Source organism: Streptomyces sp. NBC_01244 (genome assembly GCF_035987325.1).
In the GTDB taxonomy this organism is placed as follows: Bacteria; Actinomycetota; Actinomycetes; order Streptomycetales; family Streptomycetaceae; genus Streptomyces.
Genome location: NZ_CP108490.1, coordinates 130,803 through 152,745 on the forward strand (window position 1 = coordinate 130,803; position 21,943 = coordinate 152,745).

The 21,943-nt window shown below is 69.6% G+C and carries 27 protein-coding genes; 16 read left to right on the top strand and 11 right to left on the bottom strand.

All coding sequences use genetic code 11. From position 1 onward, the window contains the following. The first annotated feature begins 118 nt into the window (after positions 1-118). Positions 119-1,453: a NucA/NucB deoxyribonuclease domain-containing protein gene (locus tag OG247_RS44385; protein WP_327258108.1), complete on the top strand. Its 1,335-nt coding sequence runs from the start codon at positions 119-121 to the stop codon at positions 1,451-1,453. Between the two features lie 56 nt (positions 1,454-1,509). Here OG247_RS44385 and OG247_RS44390 read toward each other — a convergent pair whose 3' ends face one another. Both OG247_RS44390 and OG247_RS44395 read right to left on the bottom strand, forming a co-directional pair. Further along, the gene (locus OG247_RS44390) at positions 1,510-2,001 is read right to left on the bottom strand and encodes a hypothetical protein (RefSeq protein ID WP_327258109.1); all 492 of its coding nucleotides are present in this window, start codon (positions 1,999-2,001) and stop codon (positions 1,510-1,512) included. Between the two features lie 106 nt (positions 2,002-2,107). After that, a complete protein-coding gene (locus OG247_RS44395; RefSeq protein ID WP_327258110.1) occupies positions 2,108-2,425 on the bottom strand; it encodes a hypothetical protein in 318 nt (105 codons plus the stop codon). Between the two features lie 37 nt (positions 2,426-2,462). Here OG247_RS44395 and OG247_RS44400 point away from each other — a divergent pair, with 37 nt between their 5' ends. The 4 genes from OG247_RS44400 to OG247_RS44415 all read left to right on the top strand — a co-directional run bounded on the left by OG247_RS44400 (position 2,463) and on the right by OG247_RS44415 (position 4,248). Further along, positions 2,463-2,639 (top strand): hypothetical protein, encoded by a 177-nt coding sequence (locus OG247_RS44400; protein WP_327258111.1) that lies wholly within the window; start codon positions 2,463-2,465, stop codon positions 2,637-2,639. 103 nt (positions 2,640-2,742) lie between these two features. Further along, on the top strand, positions 2,743-3,183 hold the full coding sequence (locus OG247_RS44405) for a hypothetical protein (RefSeq protein WP_327258112.1): 441 nt from the start codon (positions 2,743-2,745) through the stop codon (positions 3,181-3,183). A 9-nt stretch (positions 3,184-3,192) separates the two neighbouring features. Next, positions 3,193-3,855, top strand: a complete 663-nt coding sequence (locus OG247_RS44410; protein WP_327258113.1) for a hypothetical protein — start codon at positions 3,193-3,195, stop codon at positions 3,853-3,855. A gap of 198 nt (positions 3,856-4,053) precedes the next feature. After that, the gene (locus tag OG247_RS44415) at positions 4,054-4,248 is read left to right on the top strand and encodes a hypothetical protein (protein WP_327258114.1); all 195 of its coding nucleotides are present in this window, start codon (positions 4,054-4,056) and stop codon (positions 4,246-4,248) included. Between the two features lie 202 nt (positions 4,249-4,450). Here the strand turns inward: OG247_RS44415 and OG247_RS44420 are convergent, their stop codons facing one another. After that, positions 4,451-4,792 carry a hypothetical protein gene (locus tag OG247_RS44420; protein ID WP_327258115.1) on the bottom strand — a complete coding sequence of 114 codons (342 nt, stop codon included), beginning with the start codon at positions 4,790-4,792 and terminating at the stop codon, positions 4,451-4,453. A gap of 80 nt (positions 4,793-4,872) precedes the next feature. Between OG247_RS44420 and OG247_RS44425 the strand changes: the two genes are divergently transcribed. Next, positions 4,873-5,175, top strand: coding sequence for a hypothetical protein (locus OG247_RS44425; RefSeq protein WP_327258116.1), 303 nt, complete (start codon positions 4,873-4,875; stop codon positions 5,173-5,175). A 9-nt stretch (positions 5,176-5,184) separates the two neighbouring features. Here the strand turns inward: OG247_RS44425 and OG247_RS44430 are convergent, their stop codons facing one another. Next, positions 5,185-5,610: a hypothetical protein gene (locus OG247_RS44430; protein ID WP_327258117.1), complete on the bottom strand. Its 426-nt coding sequence runs from the start codon at positions 5,608-5,610 to the stop codon at positions 5,185-5,187. Between the two features lie 144 nt (positions 5,611-5,754). On the opposite strand from OG247_RS44430, the gene OG247_RS44435 reads away from it, so the two are divergent. Together OG247_RS44435 and OG247_RS44440 are read left to right on the top strand one after the other, a co-directional pair. After that, a complete protein-coding gene (locus OG247_RS44435; RefSeq protein ID WP_327258118.1) occupies positions 5,755-6,330 on the top strand; it encodes a hypothetical protein in 576 nt (191 codons plus the stop codon). Between the two features lie 160 nt (positions 6,331-6,490). Continuing rightward, positions 6,491-7,369, top strand: coding sequence for a hypothetical protein (locus OG247_RS44440; protein WP_327258119.1), 879 nt, complete (start codon positions 6,491-6,493; stop codon positions 7,367-7,369). Between the two features lie 107 nt (positions 7,370-7,476). Here the strand turns inward: OG247_RS44440 and OG247_RS44445 are convergent, their stop codons facing one another. Together OG247_RS44445 and OG247_RS44450 are read right to left on the bottom strand one after the other, a co-directional pair. Beyond that, complete coding sequence (locus tag OG247_RS44445; protein ID WP_327258120.1) at positions 7,477-7,698, bottom strand: hypothetical protein; 222 nt, start codon at positions 7,696-7,698, stop codon at positions 7,477-7,479. Positions 7,699-7,775: 77 nt separating this feature from the next. Continuing rightward, positions 7,776-8,759, bottom strand: a complete 984-nt coding sequence (locus OG247_RS44450) for a hypothetical protein (protein WP_327258121.1) — start codon at positions 8,757-8,759, stop codon at positions 7,776-7,778. 503 nt (positions 8,760-9,262) lie between these two features. On the opposite strand from OG247_RS44450, the gene OG247_RS44455 reads away from it, so the two are divergent. From OG247_RS44455 to OG247_RS44465, 3 genes are all read left to right on the top strand, one after another. Continuing rightward, positions 9,263-9,535 carry a hypothetical protein gene (locus OG247_RS44455; RefSeq protein ID WP_327258122.1) on the top strand — a complete coding sequence of 91 codons (273 nt, stop codon included), beginning with the start codon at positions 9,263-9,265 and terminating at the stop codon, positions 9,533-9,535. Positions 9,536-9,664: 129 nt separating this feature from the next. Continuing rightward, positions 9,665-10,015, top strand: a complete 351-nt coding sequence (locus tag OG247_RS44460) for a hypothetical protein (RefSeq protein ID WP_327258123.1) — start codon at positions 9,665-9,667, stop codon at positions 10,013-10,015. Positions 10,016-10,560: 545 nt separating this feature from the next. Then, on the top strand, positions 10,561-10,890 hold the full coding sequence (locus OG247_RS44465; protein WP_327258124.1) for a hypothetical protein: 330 nt from the start codon (positions 10,561-10,563) through the stop codon (positions 10,888-10,890). A 54-nt stretch (positions 10,891-10,944) separates the two neighbouring features. On the opposite strand, the gene OG247_RS44470 is transcribed toward OG247_RS44465, so the two are convergent. From OG247_RS44470 to OG247_RS44480, 3 genes are read right to left on the bottom strand one after another with little or no spacing between them, the layout of a single operon-like run. Continuing rightward, a complete protein-coding gene (locus OG247_RS44470) occupies positions 10,945-11,472 on the bottom strand; it encodes a hypothetical protein (RefSeq protein WP_327258125.1) in 528 nt (175 codons plus the stop codon). Positions 11,473-11,510: 38 nt separating this feature from the next. After that, entirely contained in the window at positions 11,511-15,803 is a 4,293-nt protein-coding gene (locus OG247_RS44475; RefSeq protein ID WP_327258126.1) for an nSTAND1 domain-containing NTPase, read from the bottom strand. 44 nt (positions 15,804-15,847) lie between these two features. Next, the gene (locus OG247_RS44480; protein ID WP_327258127.1) at positions 15,848-16,162 is read right to left on the bottom strand and encodes a CU044_2847 family protein; all 315 of its coding nucleotides are present in this window, start codon (positions 16,160-16,162) and stop codon (positions 15,848-15,850) included. Between the two features lie 551 nt (positions 16,163-16,713). Between OG247_RS44480 and OG247_RS44485 the strand changes: the two genes are divergently transcribed. The 3 genes from OG247_RS44485 (at position 16,714) to OG247_RS44495 (ending at position 18,112) form a co-directional block, all read left to right on the top strand. After that, positions 16,714-17,028 (top strand): hypothetical protein, encoded by a 315-nt coding sequence (locus tag OG247_RS44485; RefSeq protein ID WP_327258128.1) that lies wholly within the window; start codon positions 16,714-16,716, stop codon positions 17,026-17,028. Positions 17,029-17,171: 143 nt separating this feature from the next. Beyond that, positions 17,172-17,597: a hypothetical protein gene (locus OG247_RS44490; protein WP_327258129.1), complete on the top strand. Its 426-nt coding sequence runs from the start codon at positions 17,172-17,174 to the stop codon at positions 17,595-17,597. Positions 17,598-17,662: 65 nt separating this feature from the next. Beyond that, positions 17,663-18,112 carry a hypothetical protein gene (locus OG247_RS44495; RefSeq protein ID WP_327258130.1) on the top strand — a complete coding sequence of 150 codons (450 nt, stop codon included), beginning with the start codon at positions 17,663-17,665 and terminating at the stop codon, positions 18,110-18,112. 286 nt (positions 18,113-18,398) lie between these two features. Here OG247_RS44495 and OG247_RS44500 read toward each other — a convergent pair whose 3' ends face one another. Both OG247_RS44500 and OG247_RS44505 read right to left on the bottom strand, forming a co-directional pair. After that, positions 18,399-19,091: a hypothetical protein gene (locus OG247_RS44500; protein WP_327258131.1), complete on the bottom strand. Its 693-nt coding sequence runs from the start codon at positions 19,089-19,091 to the stop codon at positions 18,399-18,401. Positions 19,092-19,348: 257 nt separating this feature from the next. Continuing rightward, positions 19,349-20,389: a hypothetical protein gene (locus OG247_RS44505; RefSeq protein WP_327258132.1), complete on the bottom strand. Its 1,041-nt coding sequence runs from the start codon at positions 20,387-20,389 to the stop codon at positions 19,349-19,351. A gap of 256 nt (positions 20,390-20,645) precedes the next feature. Between OG247_RS44505 and OG247_RS44510 the strand changes: the two genes are divergently transcribed. Together OG247_RS44510 and OG247_RS44515 are read left to right on the top strand one after the other, a co-directional pair. Next, the gene (locus OG247_RS44510; protein ID WP_327258133.1) at positions 20,646-21,155 is read left to right on the top strand and encodes a hypothetical protein; all 510 of its coding nucleotides are present in this window, start codon (positions 20,646-20,648) and stop codon (positions 21,153-21,155) included. Then, positions 21,142-21,894, top strand: coding sequence for a hypothetical protein (locus OG247_RS44515; protein ID WP_327258134.1), 753 nt, complete (start codon positions 21,142-21,144; stop codon positions 21,892-21,894). Before OG247_RS44510 ends, OG247_RS44515 begins: the two co-directional genes overlap by 14 nt. Positions 21,895-21,943: the final 49 nt, after the last annotated feature.

The window sequence follows — 21,943 nt, forward strand, 5'->3', positions numbered from 1 at the left end:
GACCGCGGAGTGTCCCACGACATGACCGCCGGCCGTGTGTCGGAGGACGCTCGGCCCCGGTACGGATGTTCGCGAACATCTCCCGAACGGCCGAACGCGTGTACTACGCTCCCGGCTCATGAAGCGAACCAGCGCCTTATTGGGCGCTCTCAGCGCTGCCCTTCTCCTCACCGCGACCCTCCCCGCGACCACGGCAACGGCCGCAAAACCGCCCGTGAAGGCCGTGTTCGGCGGGATCGTGGACGACCAGCACCCGGCCCTCCCCATCGGCTCCCGCCTCCCCGCCACCCTCCCCGCCACCCTCACCACCGCCCGCACGGCCGACGTTCCGGTCCCGCCGACGCTGACGAAGGCCCGCGAGGAAGCCGCGAAGAGCGAGATCACCCGGCCCCTGACCCCGCCCTCCGGAACGGTCGCCCTCGCCGGGCCGGTCCCGCACTCCACGCCGTTCGTGACGGTGAAGTGGTGCCGGGAGAACACCGACACCGACGGCAACGCCTCCATGGCGATGGACCGCTTCAACTGGTGCGCCGGGCGCGACAGCGTCATCTACTACATCGACGAGGAAGGCCAGGTCCAGGGCAACACCACGTTCCGGATGACCACCGCCGGACGCGGCGACAAGGGCTCCCGGAAGACGTTCTTCACCTCCGAGTTCTACAACTTCGTGGACTCGGGCGTCGTCCTCCCGGCCGCCCTGGTCCGCCTGGAACTCTCGTACAGCACCTCCGGCTACTCCGACACGGACGGCTCGAACCCGGCCTGTGGCGTCGTCGGCAACTCCCCCACCACCGTGGCCGCCTGGCGTTCCGGTTCCACCGCCGTCTTCGAGATCAACAGCAACGCGGCCGACGGCTACACCCCAGACAAGATCAGCCGGTGCACCGTCAACCAGCAGGGCCGGTCCGACCTCAACCTCGGCTGGGTGACCCTGCACTCCACCAACGTCCGTGCCGACTCCGCCTCGTACCTCGGGGTGGCCGGGGCGACGATCTTCTCGGACAAGTACGCGGCCCTGTGGGACTACACCCGCAGCGATCCGGCCGTGAACGAGGTCGCTCAGCACATCTACGACGCGCAGACCAACCCCGAGTCCACCTACCCGCCCAAGGTGGGCAAGTCCATCCCCGGGAGGATCGGCTCCGGCCGTCCGCTGCACTACGCAGCCAACGTGGTCTGGGACGTGGAGAACTACCAGCGTCGCAAGGACAATACGACCGCGAAGAACAACGCGTGCAAGGCCCTGTCACCGTCCGGGACCCCGGTGGGCAAGGAGTGCGACGAGTACCCCTTCGCGTCCACGATGGAGGGCGCCGGGCTCGGCGACGGCAACTTCTCCGTCCGCTACGTGACCTCGTCGGACAACAACACCGCTGGCCAGTGGCTCGCCACCTGGTACAAGGACGAGCGGGTCATCAACCGTGAGGGGTTCTACCCCATCATCGGCGGCTGACCTCGCACCATCCCCCCGGGGGGCCCGCACACGGTCGTGTGCGGGCCCCCGCTGTTTCAGCCCGTCAAGCGGTCCTCGAAGTCCTGGCCGTCCGGCAGGGGACCGGTCTGCCAGAAGCGGATCACGTACCGCTCCAGACCCTCGTACACGCCTCCCTGGGCGACGTCCTGGATTCCCTCGGCCGGGTAGGCCAGCTCCCGGCAGACCTGCACCCGGTAGAGGCCCGGCATCCCGAGCGCAACCGGCCCACCGGCGAACCCGTCGAAGAGCTGGTCGATCAGCAGGACTCCGGACCGGGACAGGATCGTCGCCTCGCCCACCACCGGCACCTTGGCCGGGTCCGGCTCCCCGTCCCACACTTCGACGGCCACCTCGGCGGCATGGGTGTGCACGAGGCTCATCACGCGGACGCTGCTCTCCCCCACGCCCAGGCTGCCGTCTGTGGTCAGCGGCGGATTAGCGTGCTCATCCCACTCGAAGTCCTGCACCACGAACTGGTGGTGAGAGATCTCTACGTTCCGCTCGGCGGTCACTAACACTTTGCTCATGACCGGACACTTTCTCACCAATCTGCCCCTGCCAGGTGAGGAACAGCACCGGTGCCGGCCGCGGTGCTTGACGGGCTGCCGATCGGCGGCCCCGGGAGTCGGTCGGCTACCGGGCCTTCTTGGCCTGTTCGATCAGGGCGGCGCCGACGTCATCGGCCTTGGCGGCGGTGAGGCGGTCTTCGAGCCCGTCGACCGCCGTCAGGCGCGGGCCGAGCCGCTTGAGGTTCTTGTCGATGCCCTCGCTGGCGGCCTTTTTCCACGGGTCGGCGCCCAGCTCCCGGCCCTCGGCGCGGGCGGCGGCGAGACGGTGGTCGGCGGCGGCGTTCACCAGGGCCCGTTCCATGGTCGCGGCCGCGAACATGGCCTTCCCGAGGTAGCGGTGGGCCTGCTGTATCAGCTCGATTTGGGTCTGCTCGATCGTCACGGCTCAGTATGACCGTGGCCGACCACCGCCTGGAGAGGTGAACGACCGCACCTTCGCCAGCGCAGGTTCCGCGGCAGGTGCCCGAGAGCACCCGGCGGGGGAGGAGGTGCCCGAGATCACCGCGGCGACCGACGAGGTGGGGGTCCGCCACCTGCACGTCGGCCGGGCGAGACGATTGAAGGCGTATCCGGCCCCGGCGGCGGCCGCGAAGTAGGCCAGGCGCTGCCAGTCGCGCCATGATCCCGCCTCTTCCGGTTCCGGGTCGGGTTCGGTGGCGGCAGCCGGAACGGTGACGATGCGAATCAGGAAGTCCTCCCGTGTACTTTGCCGCTGCCGCCCCGGGCCCGTGGCTCGGGGACATCGGATACCCCGGCGCCGCGCTCGCCGTGACCGTCCTCATGATCGCCTTCCTCAAGAAGAACCCGAAGAAGAAGATCGGGCAGGCCGCCGCCGCCGCCCTCATGTCGTTCATCGCCGCGTCCCTCTACCAGGCCGCGGGCGGACCATGGCAGGCCCCGGCCGACTCGCTGATGCGGCTGATCGACAACCTGAGGGAGTCCAACCCGGTGTTCGCCGGAGTCGGCTACGCCGCCCTGTGCATCGCGGTCACCCTCGTGATCGTCCTCTTCAACCTCACCGCCCGCCGCAGCGCGTTCGCCGGGTTCCTCGCCGCCCCCCTCTACAACGCGGCCGGCGCCGGGTACGCGATGGTCGCCCAGTTCGTCGCCACCGGACTCGCCGCCCTCATCCACCTGTAGGAGCCCGACGTGAACATCAGCAAGGAAGTCGAGTTCGCCGGGTCCTACCTGCGGGCCCTGTGGGACGGCTCCAACGTCATGGCCTCCTGGCTCTGGAAGATCACCTTCACAGGAGACTGGAAGCTGCGCCTCCTCATCGCCGCGTGGGGCGTCTGGACCCTCTACGTGAAGTGGGACGACATACCCGAAGACGCCTCGTACCGGTCCATGCTCGTTGCTGCGGCTCTCGCCCTGTGGATGATCATCGCCCTCGTCGTCGCCCACCGGAACCTGGCCGCATCCGACACCGCCGACGACCAGGAACCCGACGAGAGCTCGGGGGAGGGAACCGTCCCCGAAGACACCGATCCCGACGCCGAAGAAGAGGCCGAACCCGGGCCTCAGACCCACCTGATGGACCGCGAAAGCTTCGTCCTCCTCACTCGCTCACTGATCGCCCCGGGGACCGTCGGAGTCCATCTCGCGACCCTGGACAAGGCCCTGGGGGAGAAGGGGAGCGCCCGTAAACACGCCGACTTCCACGGCATCACCGTACGCCGCCAGGTGTCGGTGAAAGGGGACAACCTGACCGGGATCAGGGCCTCGGACCTACCCTCCCCCGAGGTCGCCAGGGCCGTCGATCTCACCCCCACCGAGCCCCGCATCACCAACATCCAAAACGACTTCTCCTGACCCCCTTCCGGGCCCCCTCTCCCCCCCACTTCCGCACCCCGCCCGACCTCAGCCCCCAGAAACCGCAGCTCACACCGCACTCTTGCCACTCTGCTAGCCAGAATTCTGGCCGCCCGCTCTGGCCCCGAGGAGCCTCTCGTGTATTACCGATATCGGCCCTGGTGCTCCGCCTGCCGGATCTACGTCACCACCCACCGAATGCCCCGCAGCAAGGCGATCGCCGCCCGCGACCAGCACCGCGCCGACGTCCACGGCGGCGGAGCCGGACACCGCGATCTCCTCATCCGGTCCAAGCCCAACGCCGGGGCCGACCTCGTCCACATCGCCTGGATCGGTGCAGCCCTCGGCGTGCTCTCCGCGTGGCCGTGGCTGCGCCACTTCCTCGGCCTGTAGCCCGCGGCAGGTGCGGGAGAGCACCCCGCCAGCGGCTGTGCTCTGCGCCAGCTCGGCTGGGTGGGACCCGTGCGGCCGGCCGGTCGGGCTCTCCCACGACTACGTCCAGAAGACGCCCATGACGTCCTGGAACGCGGAGGCGCCGCCGGTGCCGAGGTAGGGCCCGGAGTCCTGGCGGATGTTGGCCCTCTGCCCGTAGCGGTCAGGCGTCGGCCAGGGCCCAGGCGCAGCGGCCCGGGTGCTGGTCGTAGAGCCAGCAGTGGTCGTTATCGAGGTCGCCCGGATCGTTCCGGGGGGCTTCGCAGTGGTCGAAGACCGAGATCTCGTACTTCGTGGTCCAGCCCTTCCAGCGGATCCAGGAATGTAGGCCTTCGGCGAAGGGCATCACTTCGGTCCCACACAGCGGCTCGGCGTGGTGCTCCTCCTCGTAGAGCTCGTGCCCGCCCTCAAGCTCGCACCGGTGCCAGCCCGGCTGGACGGGGGCACTGTGGGGAAGAAATATCCGGGCGGCGCAGCGAGGCTGGCCCGGGGTCGACTCGTTCACGACACCACCCTTGACACGTCACCGGTGCCCCTGTCAACACCACCACCGGCAAACCGACATGAGGCGCTAGCGTCGATTCCATGCTGATCTGGTCATTCATCCTCGCGGGCGTCGGACTGACCGGGCTGTGGCTCCAGGGCTCTGGCCGCTGGTACGGGTGGGCGTTCACCATCGTCGGTCAGACCGCGTGGATCGCCTACTCCCTGCTCTTCGGGCAATGGGGCTTTCTCCTGGGCACCGCCGGCTACCTGTTCGTCGCCACCCGGAACCTGCGCCGCTGGCTGCGCATCGACCGTGATGGCCGGAGCACCCCCGGAATGGTCACCGATCCGACGTGCGCCTGCCCCTGTGCGTGCGGAACCCGGGCTGCCGCAGCGGCGTAGACGCCCGCTCTACGGAGCTGCGGCGAAGACGGCGTTATCCGGAAGCCTGCCGCGAAACGCGGCCGGGATGCTGCCCATGAGCCACAGGCGCTCCGTGGAGTGCACGGTGCCAGGGTCGTCCAGCAAGGCGTAGTGGTGGACCTCCAACCCGACGTACCCGATCTCCGGCGGGAACCCCTGCTCCTCGGACCACGACAGGTAGTGGCGGCCGTCGATCCGCAGCACGCGGCGCCCGTCCGGGTCCTGGTCCCCGAGAAACCGGTAGCCCACGCACGTCAGCCAGGCATCGCAGGAGGAACACACCCGGTACGCCGCGCACCGCGCGCCGACCCCCCGGATGCCCTGGTCGGTCCCCTTGTACGGGCACAACTTGCAGTCGAACACCTTGTACCGCTTGGGCTCCCGTACGGGCCGCCGCTTTAACCACTGCTCCATGCGTCCGCCTTCCACGTGCTGGTCGGCTCACGAAGTTACCGGCCTGCGGCGGGTGGCGTACGACAGTCAGCCGGCCGAGGGAGGTGGGCAACTGGAATGCGGCGGAATCATGCCGCAGAGCTGGCTATCGGCCCACACTGGTTCATGACCAACTTCCTGACCAGCCTCACGAACGTGCTGTCGGGCGTCAGCTGGGGCCCGGTGTCTGGCTGGCTGACCCTGCTCGTCATCCTTATGGCTGCCAAGAACCTGCGCATTACCGCACGCCAGGACAAGGACAACGAGCTCAAGCCGGCACGGCTCGTCACGCTTGTCGGCAGCGCCAGCCGAGAGGGTTACCGCCATGGTGACCTGCATGTGATCCTCGCCGTCTCCAATGACGCGGAGGGCCCCATCGTCGATTGCAGACCCCTCATCTACTTCGCACCCGAGGGTGGCTGCCGGGAAGCGCTGTCCTACGGGATGTGCGGATCCGAAGATGATGCCGAGCACCGCATTCTCGGCGGTCAGAGCAAGAGGTTCAGTCTGCACTTCCCCGCCGATTGCGAACTTGGCGGGGACGCCCCCTTCTTGTACGGATTGGAGTTCACCGACATGGCAGGGCTGCGGTGGCGCCGGATCGGCGGGGCTCAGCCCACCCGTCTGGTTGGTGCGGACGCCGAGGTGTGCCCGCTCGTCCGTGACTTCGACCACGCACAACGCGGGAACCTGTGCTCCTAACGTGCCCCTACGGCATCCTTCCGCCGTATTCCGGCTGCCTACCAGGGAGCACCGAGGCTCCGTACTGCCAGGTCACCGCCTTGGGCGATAACGTGCGCACGTTATCGCCCAAGGCGGTGACCTGCTGTGACCAGGGATAACGTGCACACGTTAATGAATCATGACCGACAGCCCCGAGCACGGCTCCCGCCTCGTCGCCACCTTCGAGAACGCCTGGGACGCGATCCGTTCCCGCCACCCAGACGTTCCCGAAGTCCTCGTCGTCGCCGGGCGCGCACTGGACAACAAGGACCACCACTGGGGCCACTTCGCCTACCACCCCGCAGGCGTCTGGAGCGTCGGCCGCACCGGGGACGACCTACGCCCCGAGCTGTACGTCTCCGGAGAGGCCGTCTCCGAGGGCGGCCGGGCGGTGATGCGCGTCCTGCTCCACGAGGCCGCCCACGGCCTGGCCTACGCCCGCGGCCTCAAGGACACCTCCAACTCCTGCCGCTACCACAACCGCACGTTCGTGGACTTGGCCGACGAGCTCGGTCTTCTCTCCCCCACCGTCCCCGACCCCGTCATCGGCTTCTCCGACTCCACCGTCCCCGACACCACGGCCGCCGAGTACGCGGCGGTGATCGCCGTACTGGACGACCCATCCCTCCCCTACGCTGACCATCTCCGCACCCGGCGCGTCATCGCCGCCGAGCGCGACCAGAGGATCTACGCCCGGCACCAGCTCGAAGTCCGCCAGCGCGACAAGCGAATCAAGCTCGAAGAGAAGCAGTTCGCCAACGAAATGCGCCGCCTTGACCGTCTCATCTCCAGCCTCGACATCGAGTGGGAGAACGCCGAGGAAGAGCCGTCGACGCGGGCGGGGAAGCGGGTCACCGCCGTGTGCTGCTGCACCCCCTCGCGTCGCCTGCAGCTCACTCCCCGCTCGCTGACGGATGGCCCGATCCTGTGCGGCCTGTGCATGAAGCCCTTCAGGTCCTCGGTACCACTGCCCGCTCCGCGCCCACCGGGCCGCCAACCCACCAGGACCTCGCTCTGACCGGGCGGGCCGCACTGAAGGCTGCCGTTCATCTGCTCGCGCCTGCTTTGTCGTCCTTCGCCTGATTCCGAGGTGAGGTGGAGCACCGCCGGCCGCGGTGCTCCACCTCACCCAGACGCTTCGGCGGCCTGCCCGCCAGGCTCGGACCCGCCCTGGGTGAAGCCCTCGAACGAGGGGCCGGTCTCGTACGGAATGAACCCGCCCCGGATCGGCGAGGCGTTACTCTCCAAGGCGAGCAGCGCGGGCAGGCCGCCATCGTGCAGCGCCGCGTGCTCGGGGTCCGACCACCACGCGGCGGGACGGGGCTTGCGCTCACTGGGTCGCTTCATACCCGCCAGTGTGACAAAACCCAACCCGCGGCGGGTGACGAACAGCATCTGCGCCGGCGAGGTGCTGCTCGCGACCTTCATCCGTCGGTCTGGTCGTCCTGGTCTTTGGGGTGTTTGCCGGGGGGTGGGGTGGCGGCGATGAAGTCGGCGGAGAGGCGGCCGACGTGGGGGGCGAGTTCTTCGTGGGTGGCGACGACGGCGCGCACGATGCGGTTGATGGTGTCGGAGCGGGCCATGCGGGCGCCTCTGGCGCGGGCGGCCGACGTGGTCAGGAGGGCGCCCCGGCTGGGGAAGGTGTGGTGCTTGGGGTTGGTGATCCGGCCGAAGACGGGGTCGGGTTCCAGCGTCCCGGCGCGGGTGAGGCCGGTGTAGGTGTCGAGGATGCGGGCGGCGTCGCGGCTGATGGTCACCACCACGGTGCCGGTGTTGTCGCCGGTCTTGGGGCGGATCTTCCAGGTGGTGCGGTGGCCTTCGTTGGTGCCGTCTTCGACGTCGAGGGCGAGGATCGATCCGGGGCGCAGTTTCTCGTGGCCGAAGTAGCCGTTGAGCAGGAGGTAGATGACGGCGCGGTCGCGGAGGGCGTCGCGGCCGGTGAGGCGGTCGGCGGCTTGCATGAGCCAGCGGGGGCCGTCGCCGCGCAGGCCGGTGCGCAGCGGGTCGGTGGGGACGACGGCTCCGGTGAGGGCGGCGCGGGTGATGTCGGGGCTGATGCCGTCGGCGATGCCCAGCGCCAGGAGGTGCTGGTAGAAGGAGCGGACGGCGGAGACCATGACGCCCCGGGTGGCGAGCGGTCGGGCGGAGTGTTCCTCGCCGATCCAGTCCCCGATCAGGAGGCGGTCCAGGGTGTACGGGTCGTAGCCGGCGCGGTCGCACCAGCGCAGCCAGTTGGTGACGTAGCCCCGGTAGTGGCGGCGGGCTTCGGGGGAGAAGGCTCCGGACTCCAGGTGGTAGGGGGAGTCGTCGGCGGTCCAGTCGGCGAGGCGTACCCAGGAGTCGTGGGCGTACGGGCAGGGTTCGCTTTCGTCCGGGCCGCAGGTCGTGCTGTGGAGGTGGTTCGTCACACCACCACACCCTACCTTCTTAAGTGTGGTAACGGCCCTAGCCATCCACATTGATACCGGTTGGTGGCTGATCACGGATGTCACGGTGCACGAAGGCGGCGCGGGGCTCGCGCACTTGAGGTGAGATGGTGGTGGCTAGGGCCGTTACCACACTTAGAGATTGGGGAGCGAACGCACTCCAAGACCCTGCATCACAGCGCAGCCTCTCGAATCCCGGAGCACCGAACACGGGCAACCGCGGCAGGACGACCACCTCTCCGAGGGCGGGCACAGAAAACGACCGGCCCGCACGGTGCCGAAGAAGAGGGCGGGTACCCGGCATCCTCCGCGAGCCCTCGCCAAGATCGCAGACCCGGTGCACCGCACCCTAGACCGAACCACCCCACCGGCCCCAAAACCGGATCCCATCCGCGAGACGGCCACCGGATCGGGTGAACCCCAGTCAGCCTCGGTCCACATTCGGGAGAATGGCCCTCAGCGCCACCCGCGAGACTAGGACCCCCATGGACACCAGGCCCCACTTCACCATGACCGCCGAGCAGCACCGCCGCCTCGCCGAGCTGACGGTTCAGGTCCGCCAGGCCATCGCCGACGCCCCCGCGTCCGCCTACGAACACTGGCAGCTGCTCCCAGAACTCCAGGGCGCCTTCGCGCTGGCGGACTGGGAGCGGGCCGTGTTCCACAACCGCCTCCAGGACCTGCTGCTGGCCGTGGAGACGACGCTGGGGCTCCCGCCACAGAATCTCCCACGTACCTCCTTCGCGCCCCGCGGGTGACCGCTGGCCTCGAAGAGCAACTGGTCTCCGATCGCCCGTGCCAGACGGTAGGTTCGGAGTCTCGAAGGACACCGGCGCCGGCGAAGTGTCGCAGGACACCCACCGCGGGCAGAAGGCGGGGAGCGGGCAGTGGAGAACCAGGTGCGGGGCCTCGCTGACTTCGCCACGCTCGTCGGGCTCATGTCCCGGCCTCCCGACGACGAGCACGCCGAATCGGACACTGCCGCGTTCGTGAGCAGCCTGACCCGCGAGCAGGCGGTCGCCATGGCCATCGGCGGGACGGACGTCCTCGCCGGTCTCTTCCACGCCTTCGCCCGCCACGCCCACGAGCACGACATGACCGGCGGCACGCTCCTGATCGAGTCCACGAAGGCGTCCCCGGACGTCCCCGACTCTGTCCTCGCCGACGAGATTCGCGAGGACCTGACCGAACTCGCCCGATCCCTCGCGCTGCGCACGGCGGTGGTCGGCCATGGATGAGCATTAACCGAATCCGGGACCTGTCCCCCGGCGACCTCGACGCCTCGCAGGCGCTCCTGCAGCTCGCGCGGCCACCTGCCACTCCTTCCCGAGATCCGCTCGTGGCCCCTATGCCCACAGACGGCTTCCCGTTCGACCGAAGGACTGACCCGTGCCCGACCGACCCGAGATCGTCTGCATCTGCGGCTCCATCCAGTTCGCGGACGCCTCGCCTGGAGCGAGGACGATGGCGCCTGCGAGGGTCAGGTCGCGGTTGGCCGCTCGCATCTGAGTGGCGGGAGATCGCGCTGGACCACCGCACCCAGGAGGGCTCGTACGACGACACGTTCGACTTCAGCATGACCCGCTGGGGTCCCGGGTACACCGCCGGGATGCACAAGCTCCGCACCCGGTTCTCCATCACCATCTGACCTTCCGGGCGGGGGTGTGGGACGCTCTCGCGACGGACAAGTCCATAAACATGTTGGGGGCGTTGGGTGGAATCGTTTTTTGACCGGGTCTCAGGGATCTGGCCTGCGGGCCGCCGTGACCTCCACTGGCACCTCTTGCCGACGCCTGAGGAGGCGCTCGCCCTCGCGGCGCCGTACACCGGATTCTTCCGGCCCGGGCTGCCGGGCGTGCCGCTGCACCGCATCCACTGCACCCTCCTGCACACCGTCGGCCTGCCCTTCGAGGGCGTCGACCTGGACGCCCTCCTCGATGACGTCGAAGGCTGGGCGCGGCAGGTACAGCCCTTCACCATCACCTTCGACCGGCCCGCGATCGGGAACGTCGCGGTGGAGCTGGATGGCCTACGCCGCCGCGGTCGCCGCCCGCTCCGCTACCCGCCCTCGCCCACAGACCCACACCGACTGATTCCGGGGACAGACCCATGACGTGTGGAGATGCCATGCAGTTGATGATGTCCTGGACCTGACCGCTGAAGACGATCAGCACACTCCGGGTGGGGCTTTGGGCCCGCAGTAGAGGATGCCCCCGAAGTAGACGCTGTCGATCGCAGGGTTGAGGGTCACGGTGACAGCGCCCTTGGGGAGCCATTTCAGGTCGTTGCTCTCCGCGACCTCGCCGGTAGCGTTCGTCCCCTCGCCACTGATGAGGCGTCCTGTGGCGTGGAGACCGCTGGTGATTTCGCCGTCGGCGGCCCAGGTGTCACAGGGCGTGCGGTTTTCCTCTGCGCAGTTGTAGTAGGTCCGTCCGCCGGCCTCGAAGGAACCGTCCTGGGCAATCGTGAGATAGCGGCCGTGTCCGCTCCATTCTCCGGCGAAGAGGGAGGGGTCGACCGGGTGCGGGCTGGGCGAGGAGATGGCTGACGGGCCGTCCGGAGCGGGGCTGCTGACGGCGGGTGGCTGGTCTGAGGGGTGGACGTCGGAGCAGCTGGTGGCCAGGGTGGATGCCGTCGCAACGGCCATGGCCATGGTGGCGAGTCGCCGTGGCCGGTGGCGTCGGAGCAGGTACATGGGGACCTCACTTGCTCGTGGGACGGTGGAGGTTGGGGTCATCTGGGACGGCCGCAGGGGGCCTGGTAGTCGATGTCGGGGAGGTACTGCTTCCAGGTGGGGGCGCCCAGTGGCATTCCGGTCGCGTCACACAGCCGCTGGAGGAGTGTCTCGGTGGCGGTGTCGCGGACCACGATCGTCCCCGGGGATCCGGCGCTGAGGAGGAATCTGCCGCCGTCGGCCCGCAGTGATGTGAGTGCGGCGTGATTCTCACTGTCGCTGTCCAGTGGGAGGAAGTCTGCGGTCACGGTGGTGTGCTCGGGGGTGGACACGTCCCACAGGTGCACTCCGCCTCCGTCGTCCATGCCTGCCAGAGCTGTGCCGTCTGGGCTAAATCGCAGAGACCGGAGCGGGCCGGTGGCGCCGGAGGCCGTCCCGAGCCGCTTGGGCGCGGCGAGCTGCCGGATGTCCCACAGGGTGAGTAGGCCGTCGGCGCCGGAGGAGGCGAGCAGCCGCTGCCGCGGGGATACTGCGGTGGCGGTGACCTGGCTGAGCCGTGCCGTCAGCGCGGTCAGTGCGGTCGGGTGGTCGGGGTCGCTCAGGTCCCAGAGTTGGCTGTCGGCGTCGGCATTGTTCAGGGAGGCGCCTTCGCTGACGGAGAGCACGGTGTTGCTCGGGTCGAAGCTAATGACCGGGTGCCCGCGGCCGTTGGTGGGAACGGCGCCTCGCACGGCTGGGTGGGCTGGATCGGTCACGTCCAGTAGGCGCAGCTCATTGGAGTTGAGGGCCGCCGTGAGCATCCGCCCGTCCGGGCTGAAGGTCACTTCGACCCGCGCCGACGAGGTCGAGCGTCCGATTCCGGTTGAACTGATCGCGATCGGATTCCGGGGATCGGCGACGTCCCACAGGGACACGGTGGCGACCACGTTGCCTCCCTCCTTGGCCGCTCTGGGCCGGCCGATCGCCAGCAGGTGCCCGTGCAGAGCGACGGAGGTCATTCCGGCCACTTCGGTTCCGCTCTCGCGGGTCGCATCCAGCTGGGCGGCAGGTTGCGGTTCACGAGGATTGCTCAGATCCCACAGAAGGGCGCCGTCGTGTGTGCCGGTCGCCAGGAGGCGGCCGTCCTCGGCGACCGCCGCCGCCGGCGTCAGCTTCAGCTGCGGCCACTGGGGATGGGTCACCGTGGCCAGGGCGGATCGGACCGCGCCGCCACCGATGTCCCAGAGTTCGACGCGGTCCGTCGCGGTCAGGGTCCGGTGGTCCGACCGGCCCAGGGTGGCCAGGGTTCGGCCGTCGGGGGTGAAGGCCAGGGCAGCGCTGCCGCCTTTCAGCGCGGGTAGTTCCACCGGATGCTCGGGGGTGGTGAAGCCCCACAGCTTGGTGTCACCGAACTCGGGAGTCGCTTGCGTCACCGCGAGCGTCCTGCCGTTCGGGCTGAAGGCCAGGGCGGCCGAGGTCCCGCCCTGTTTGTCGAGCACCCTCGGCGCTGCGAGGCTGCGCGGGTCGCTGACGTCCCACAGGTGGACGGTCTCGCCGTCGCCGGCTGTCGCGAGGGAGCGGCCGTCCGGGGCGAAGGCGACCGCGCGCGCCGTGTTCGGCGGCTGGGTGCCTACCCGTCCAAGGGGGTGTTGGGGGTCGGCCAGGCTCCACAGCCGCACGCCGCGCGCCAGGTCCGCGGCGGCTACCGTACGACCGTCCGGGCTGACGGCCACGCCTGACGCCTGTCCTGTGTCGGCTTCAGGGAGGGACAAGAGCCGGGGCCGGGCCCGGTCTGTGAGTTGCCATGCCCTCACGTTGCGGTCCCAGCCAATGGCGGCAAGCGTGCGGCCGTCCTGGGAGAGCACCAGGCCGCGGACCGGCCCGGACGGGCCGGTCACCTCGGCCAGCCGCTGTGGCCGGTCGGGGTGTGCGGTATCCCAGAGCCCGATCGCCCCCTGACTGGACCCCACCGCCATGAGACTCCCGTCCGCCGTGAGCGCGACGGCCGTGCTCGTGCCCCCAACGGGCACAGCGGCCAGGAACGCGTGGTCGGTGAGACTCCACAGGCGTGCCGTCCTGCCCCCGGCGACTGCGAGCAGCCCCCCGCCCGAGCTGAGTGCGGTGGCCTCGGGGTCGGCGATGGTCCCCGGCAGGGGCAAGGCCGCGAGGAGGGCGTTGTAGGTGTCCCTGGTCGGGGCGAGCCGGAAGGCGGCGATGCGCAGTTGCTTGGCCCGGTCCGGCTGAGCGGCATCCAGCTCGGCAGCTTCCCCGACGAGCTTTCTCGCGAGGTTGGCACGGTGCTGGGCGCTGCTGTCCTGGCTCCGCTGTACGGCCACGACGACTGCGGCCGCGGCCACGACCAGCGCCATGCACAGGGCCGCGAACCGGACGCTGCGCCTGCGTCGTTCACGTGCCCGCACGAGCCCGCTGTGCCGGACGAAGTCGGCTTCCTCGTCCGGTATCTGCTCCGCCCGGGTCCCGAGCCAGCGCCGCGCCTCGTCGAGCCGACGCCGGTCCAGGATCAGACCGGGAGACCGGCCCTGTTCCCGCCAGATCCGCATGGTGCGCCGGAGGTCCTCCTGCCAGCTGCGGAAGGCGCGGTTATCCTCGACCCAGCTGCGTAGCCGTGGCCAGCTCTCCACCAGTGCCTGGTGGGCCAGTTCGGCGGTGTCCAGCCCGTTCGGGCGGCGGGTCACCACGACCAGTCGGGTGCTGGCCAGACGGTGGATCAGCGACCAGTCATGATCGGAGAACTGGGTTCGGTCGGCGACCCGGAGGGTGTCGGGGCCGCGTTCCCCGGCATCCAGCTGTTCGGCAGGGCGGACCAGCTGGATAAAGATCCTCTCCAGAGCCTCGCGCTCCGACTCGTCCGCCCATCCCCACAGGGTGCGCTCCGCATTGTTGACCAGCGCTCCCTCGACCCCGCCGAGTTCCTGGTAGGCGGCGGCAGTGAGTACGCCATACTCCTGCCGTTGCCACAGCTGGCTCAGGGTGTACTCCAGCATTGGCAGTGCCGCCGCACCGGACGGGGTGTCGCGCAGCAGCTGCTCGACCAGGCCGTCGGCGTAGCGGATGCCGGCATGCCCCTCCAGCGGGAGGGTGAGGGCCGCGTGCAGCTGGTCCCGTGTCATCGGCGCCACCACGACGTGGGTCGTCTCCCATGCAGCACGCAGGACGGGGAGCTGCTCGATCTGTGACAGAAAGTCGATCCGGGCGACGACGACGGCCTGGGCGGGCCTGCTTCCGTCGGTCCGCCGGGCGGTCAGGACGCCCAGCATCGTGTCCAGCTTGCGTGCGGTCTCTGGCGCGTCCGCGAGCAGGGTCTCGAACTGATCGACGACAAGGAGGAGCTTGGATGGTCCGGGATGCCGGGCCAAGGTCTGTTCGAGTGCGGTGCGCAGCCCGTGCTCGTCCCCCAGCTGGCGGGCTAGGGCGCTCCAGCGCTCGCCCCAGTGCGGTGTGCTCGTATCCGCGTCACCGGCGGAGGCCAAGGCCCAGGCGAGCAGCTCCTCGGCGGTCAGCCTCAGCCCGTGGGGAATCCGGGCGATCAGGTGGGTGGTGTTGCCGAGGTGTGCCAGGAGGCCGGCGCTGGTGAGGGAGGACTTGCCGACGCCGGAGGCGCCGAGCACCGGCAGCACGGGAACCTGCTGCTCCTCCAGAAGTTCGAGCAGGCGGCGTGTCTCGTGGCCTCGTCCGTGGAACACCGCCTGGTCCTGCTCGGTGAACGGCAGAAGTTCGCGGAAGGGGCTATCAGCCAGCAGGCGGGAGCGTAACTGTGGCCATTCACGGGCCAGCGACTCCACCGTCAGCGCGTAGCCGGTCCGTCGCCGCTGGTCTCCTTCGACCGCGACGACGACACCGATGACGCCGTGGAACTGCTCGTCCCATACGGGCGCCCCGCTGAAGCCACCGGCCAGCGGGAACCCGGCGGTCTCGTCGCAGGTGAGCTGCCACCAGCCGGTGCCCTCGCGACCCTCGATGGTGCCCCGGGTCCAGATCCCGGCATCCTTGCTGCCGCCTGGCCCCGAGTACCTCGGAAACCCGAACGCACGCCAGCGGTGGCCGGTCAGTTGGTCCGACTCCAGAACCCGCAGGGCGACCGTGCCGGTCGGAGGCGTGTCGTCCAGTCGCAACACGGCGACGTCGCCGCTGTTGTCGGCGGCCACCGGAACGCTGAACTGAACGCTGGCCGCCACCTGGGGACAGCCGGGGAGCAGCGGGAAGTCGACCGCGACGGGGAACTCCAGAGGCAGGGCCTGGTCGTCTGGGATGCCCGCGATGGCGGCGACGACGTGCGAGCAGGTGAGCAGGAGCTGACCAGAAATCAAGAACGCGGCCCCCACCGGGCGCCCACCGTCGAGGACACGCGCCATCCCGCGCTCCCAGACCGGTGAGTCCCGCTCGTCCGGCGGCCGGCTCATCCGCCGCTCTCGCGGCGGCTCCACTCCAGCTCAAGGGTGAAGTGTGCGTCGCCGGCCGCCTTGGCTACGACGAGCCCCGCCTCCGTCGTGATCTTGATCCCGAACTCGGCCCGGATGTGGTCGGGCTGCCTGGGCAGGTCGGCCAGCCGCTCCAGCAGAACCCCGGCGACATGCCGCACCCGGGCCAGGCCGGACTCGAAGGTTTCAGCCGACGACTCGATCAGCGCCTCTCCCCGAGTCGCCCGCAGGACCCCGGAGCCCTGCCCCTCGGGCAGCTCCACGACCATGCTCTCGCCGTTCTCGAAAGGCACACTCAGGTACATACGACAGTTCCCCTGACTGATCGTCAAGCCGCTTCGGCAGGGGCACGTTACCCCGATCATCGCCGTGCGGACAGGTGAATCCCGGCCTCCCCCGGGACCGGCACCGGGAACGACGGCTGCCACGGGTGCTCCGTACGCAAATGGCACCGCCTGCCGTGCAGAGCTGGCCACTTGGACATGAGAGAACGATCTGCGATCGAACTGACCATCAGTCACGCTTGGTCATCCCGAAATGTTGATCAGAATCTCTTCTGGTGGCCACCGATAGATGACATGAACGACTGAAACGCGGAGCGGGTCTGGTCGTTTCCAATCCCCAACAATGGGGGGCTATTCAGAGAGTTCCGATACCCGACTGCACCATCATCGGAGGGCTCCGACAGCATCGAGAGCGGGAGCCTGAAGGCCGCGCTCGCGGCCCTCGGTGGCCCGCTCTCCGGTACCGTCCTCGCGGATCGTCTCCACCTCGTTGAGCAGTGGCACGACGGCACGCAGATCCTGTGGGAGCCGATCGCCGAAGTCTCTCTGGGAGCGGCGGTGTGACCGGCTTTCCCGGGCTGCGCCCGATGACCGGCGACGCGGTCGAGATCAGGGCCGAAGGCACGGTCATGAAGATGGCCGGGCCGATCGTGTGCCAGGGCTTCAAGCCCGCCGAAGGCGGCCAGCTCGCGGTGAAGCTGACGCTGCCCGACGCCGACCCGCAGCAGCGCCGCACGCTTTCGTGGTGCAAGACCTTCTCGTTCACCCTCTTCGTCGGCGGCGCGGTCCTCTACTCCTCTCCTCCCCGGCTGAAGGTGCGGGAGATCCAGCGGGACGGTGACGGCGCCCTGGCCGTAACCGGCTCCCCGAGCTGAACCCTGTGCCCGCCGACGCGCTGGCGAAGTGTGCTGAGGCCAGCCCCGGCGCTGTCCGCGGCGCGCGGCACCGTCGAGGGTCGGCGCCTTCCGAAGCTCGGTGCCCGCGGCTGCGTCCGGGGACACCCCGGTAGGCTGCGGGGATGGAGCAGATACCGACGTTCTCGCAGCTCAAGGCCGAACCAGTGGTCGTCGGCCACGGCAACGGCCTCGGACCCTGCCTGATCCTCACCCACGACGGCCATCGGGACAACGCTTTCCCCCACGCCACCGGCATGGTCCCCATGGCCGACCCCACGCCCCGGGAATCCGGCTGGGAGTGCTGGATCGGCGACGACGGCCACGCGAACCTGCGCTACGGCGGCGAGGACCTGGTGACCGGCATCCACTTCGAGCGGACTTGGCTTCGCCGCTTCGCCGAACGTGCTCTCTGCCACGTCCTGTACCTCCCTGCGGTCGGCCCGGGCGCTGGCATCGACCGCGCCATCGAGCAGAGCCTGGCGATCGCGACGCAGGCGGGCTGGTGGGCCCCTGCTCCCCTCATCCCCGCGCCTCTCCCCGCCCGCTGAGCAGCTGACTCCCGCTGCGGAATGACCGATCAGGTACTAGTCATGGCGCCCGGTTGACCGGAAAGATGAACGGACGACCCGTACGCCTACGGAACGGGGCGCACGAACGGGCGGGGGCCGGACCGGTGGTGTGGTGGGTGGAGCAGCGTCACCAGGACAGCCACGACCCCAGGTCAACATCTCTTTACGCCGTGCACCGCTTCCGCGACCTCGACGGCGCCGGGCGCCGCTTCCACTGGTCGCCGGCGCAGGTGGAGCAGGCGGTGGCCAGCGCGGTGGTCTACCCGATCGACGGCCGCGAGCACCAGGTGCGGGCCCGGCCGATCCCTCCCTCCGCCTCAATCCGTTCGGCCACCGCCCCCTTCCGCCTGTTGATACACGAGAACGGGCGGGCGGAGGAGCACCGGTTCGAGAGCGGGCCGACGGGTGAAGAGTTGACGGCGGTGATCGCCGAGCTTACGGCGCGCGCAGCCGGGGCCGTTGCCGGGGTGTCCCGGCACACCCCGGCCGACTGAAGGTCGGCGGGGACATCCCGCACCCTGCGAGCTCACCGGGAACCCGTCGGCCCCCTTCCGGCACCGGAACCGAACACCGCACCTCAGGGCTGACTGCCTGTTTCTGATCCCACGGCCGAGACCTCTCGCTACCCTTGGAAACAAGGCCCTCCAGGCCGCATTCGCGGCCGTCAACGCCACCCCTCGGTCGAGTTCACCACGGTGAACTCGACCTCAGTCACTCGGGCCACCCGTGCCTGGCCTCGGTGTCCTAGATCAGACACCAGCCGCAAGGTAGCGAGGTGATCTAGGCGTCGGGCCCCCACAGCTGCGCCCGGACCGTCGCGAGGAACACCCGGCGGGCCTCGGCGTACTCGGCGCGCACCATCCGGTAGTCGTGCAGGTAGTTGGCCAGCTGGGTATCGGCGTGGTTGGCGCCTCGTATGTCGCCGTCCGGGACGGCGTCCCGCAGGAACCGCTGATGCGCGACGGCCACGCCCTGGTCGGCCAGGCGGAGAACCTTCCCGAACACCGTCCTGGCCAGCGTCCCGACCTCGGGGCCGCCGGCCAGGCGGACTTCGGCCAGTGACTCGCGGATCTTCCCGGCACGCGCTCGCAGGGGCTGGGGAAGCTCCGAGGTCTCGTCGGTCTCGTTTCCTTCCCAGCGGCCGGGCTCCAGGTCCGCAGGGTCGGCCGAGTAGACGTCGCACGCCACCAGCAGGGCACTGATGTCCTTCAGGAACGCGAGGTATGCGGTGTGCTGGGCGGTGCGCAGGTCGGCGGCCCGGTCGTGGTCGGCCTTCGCGTTGAGCTGGGCGCGCTGTTCGTCGAGCGTGAGGCGGGTCAGCTCACGGGTAGAGCGGATGTTGACCGCGCCCATGACGATGGTGACGACAATGGTGACCAGGGCGCCGATCAGGAACGGGAAGTAGCTCGGGCTCGGCGCGGCCGGAGCCGGCGCGGGGGCCATGGTCGCCGCGAGGATCGCTGTCAGGGTCATGCCGGGGAGCGTAGGTGCGGGTGCGGGCGGGTGGCGGGGACTTGAGCTGGTTCAGAGCGTCGCCCGTAGCTACCTTGCGGCTGGTGTCCGAGCTAGGACATCAAGGCCTGCCTCGGGAGTTCCGTTCGCGGAACCGTCACCGTGACCGTTCTCCGAACGGGTCAGTCTCGCCCTGCACTTCCACCTCTGTCGCTGACCTGCACGGATAGGGATCAGAAACAGGCAGTGAGAGGGTGTCCGGCGACACTGCGGCTGGTTCAGTGTCCGGCGACGCTCTCCGCGGCGGACACCGCCGCCTTCTTCCTCTTCCGGCTGGGCGCCGGGGCGGTGGGGGCGGCCCACAGGCCACGGCCCGGTTGCACGGCACGCCCTGCCTTCTTGAGGCGGTTGAGGCGGTTGCGGGTGTTCTCCACCTCCCGGCTGTCCACCTCGCGGCCGAGGGTGGCGCCGAGGGCCTGGGCGACGTCGCCGGCGGTCAGAGGCTCCACCGCGGCGGCAAGGACCTTGTAGGTGAGCTCGGTGAGGTTCGCGTCATCTGCCCCGGCCTCCTGCGCCTTCGCCTGCGCCGGGATCACCACCGCCTCCCCGGCGGGCTCAGCCAACGTGCCGGTCTTCACCCGGTCCGGCTTCCCCGCCTGGACCTCCGACACCCCCCGGATCGCCTCCTGCCCGGCTGCGGGCCCGCCTTCGGACGGCGGCGCGTAGCCACTGGCGAGGCTGTAGGTGGCCTCCGGGGCGCGGGGCGCGGCGTACCAGGAGGAGGCGTGCGTCTCCGCCCTCGCCGCCTGCTGGGCGTCGAGGTCGGCGAACCAGGACGTGTTCGCCGTGCTCTCCGGGGCCGGGCCGGGGGTCTGGAGGTCGTCGGCGTCGAACAGGGGGTCCTGCGGGATCTCCGCGCGCTCTGGGTCCGGCAGGGCCTCGACGGTCTCTGCCGCCGGGGCGCCCTGGCCCTCGCCCCCGATCGGTTCCTCGGCGATGATGCCGTAGTCGGCCGGGCCCGCGCCCACGCGCTCACAGGCGGCGCGGAGGTCGTTGGCGACGTTCTCGTGGGTGCCGGGGATGATGCCGAGGGCGGAGAGCTGAGCCAGGAGGCGGCGGCTGTTCCCCGCCCGCGCGTCGACCGGTGCCGGTTGCCCGGTGACGCGGGCTAGTTCCTCGCGGGCAATGTGCAGGCGCTCGACCCGGGTGGTGCGCTGCATGATGGTGTTGGCGAGAGCCCGGATCTTCCTCTCCGCGTCGTCCAGGGCGACGAGCTCGTCGCGGTAGGCGAGCTCAAGACTCTTCGCGGATGCGTCCACGGGTGATTCCCTACGGTGGGTGCGGGGTTGATGTTCCGCACCCTACCCAGCGTGGGGCGGCGTTCATGACTGAATGCCCGCTTTCTTGTGGGGGCGGGCATCTCCTCAAAGGACCTTTACTGTTCGGCACCCACCGGCTGGCGGGGCATGGTGGAGTACAACGACCTTCCTCCATCCGTGAGCCGATACCGGGCCTGCGCATCCCGTGGTCGTGGAAGACTTGCCCGTACTTCAAGTTCCCGGCGAAGGGCGCGAAATGACCGACGGACCCTCGGTATACGACCTGTTGGCCGGCACCAGCGAGGAGAAGAACCTTGCCAAAGACCTTGCCGGGGTCGTGGACTTCCTCAGCCGCTTCCTCGGCGCTGCCGAGGACGGGAACTGGTACTACGCCAACCAGACGGCCGACCAGCTGCGCGACAGCGTCGAGAGGTTCCAGCGGCGCCTAACGGACACCGTCCCCGACAGCCGCGGCGGTGTCGAGCGCGACGAGGACGGCCGGGTTGTACGCCGATTCGCCGCTCCCGACGCCGACGGGAAGCGGGTCCACCAGGCCGCCACCGCGTTCGTGCAGTCGTACGCGGCCGGGCGGTCCCTGTTCCCGATCGACGGCCTGGAGGACGAGCAGGTCAAGGCCCAGCTCCTGGCAGACCTGAAGCGGAATGCTGACCTGCGTGCCGCGATGGACGCCGGCGACGCCGAAGAGCTCTCCCGGCTCACCGGCCGCAAAGTCACCATCGTGCAGGGTCCCGATGGCGGTCGCTAACCGCTCTGCCCGCCTCCGGCGGCTGGCCAGCGCGCTGACCGGGCAGTTCGGCCTGCCCTGGGGCCCTGGTGCGATCGAGCCCCGCTACGACGAGGCCCGCCGCGAGTGGAACTTCGCGTGGCGGGACGGCCCCACTGTGGCGCAGGTGCGACGCGCCGCCAAGTCGGCCGAGCCCGAGGCGGCCGAAGGGCTGCTGTACGAGCGGACGCTGTCGCAGGAGACGTACGCCCTCGGGGTGCTGCGCCTCACCCTGGACGCCTCCCCGGCCGACAAGGACTTCCAGAGCCCCGGGATTCACCCCTTCGACGTCGAGAAGTTCTTCGAGAAGACGAGGAACCCCAAGGCCCGCGGGCGCGAGGTGGCGATCGTGGCCAACATCGTCGCGCAGTCCAAGGCCTCCGGCGGCCCGGGATGGGGCGGTGAGTCCCAGGTGATCTGCGATCACGTCGCGAAGAAGGGGATCGCCGGGTTCCTCGCCGGTGTCGAGCTGACGCAGGTCGAGGCCCTGACTCAGCGCTACGCCAGTGGCGACGCAGAGCGCGCGTGGCGCCGCCGCATGGCCGCCCTGACCCCGCTGGAAGCATTCAGCGCCGTGCAGGCGGACGAGCAGCCCCCCGCGGCCGCGGTAGAAGCCGCACTCGCCCTCCTGCCCGAGCTGCACGCGGCGCTCGACACCGCAGCGGACCGGCTTCGTACCCGTACGTCCCACCACGAGGTCCCGCAGGGTCCTGGCCCTTGAGTAAGAGCGCCGCGCCGTCGGGCTCGCCCCGCGATCGGCTCAAAGTGGG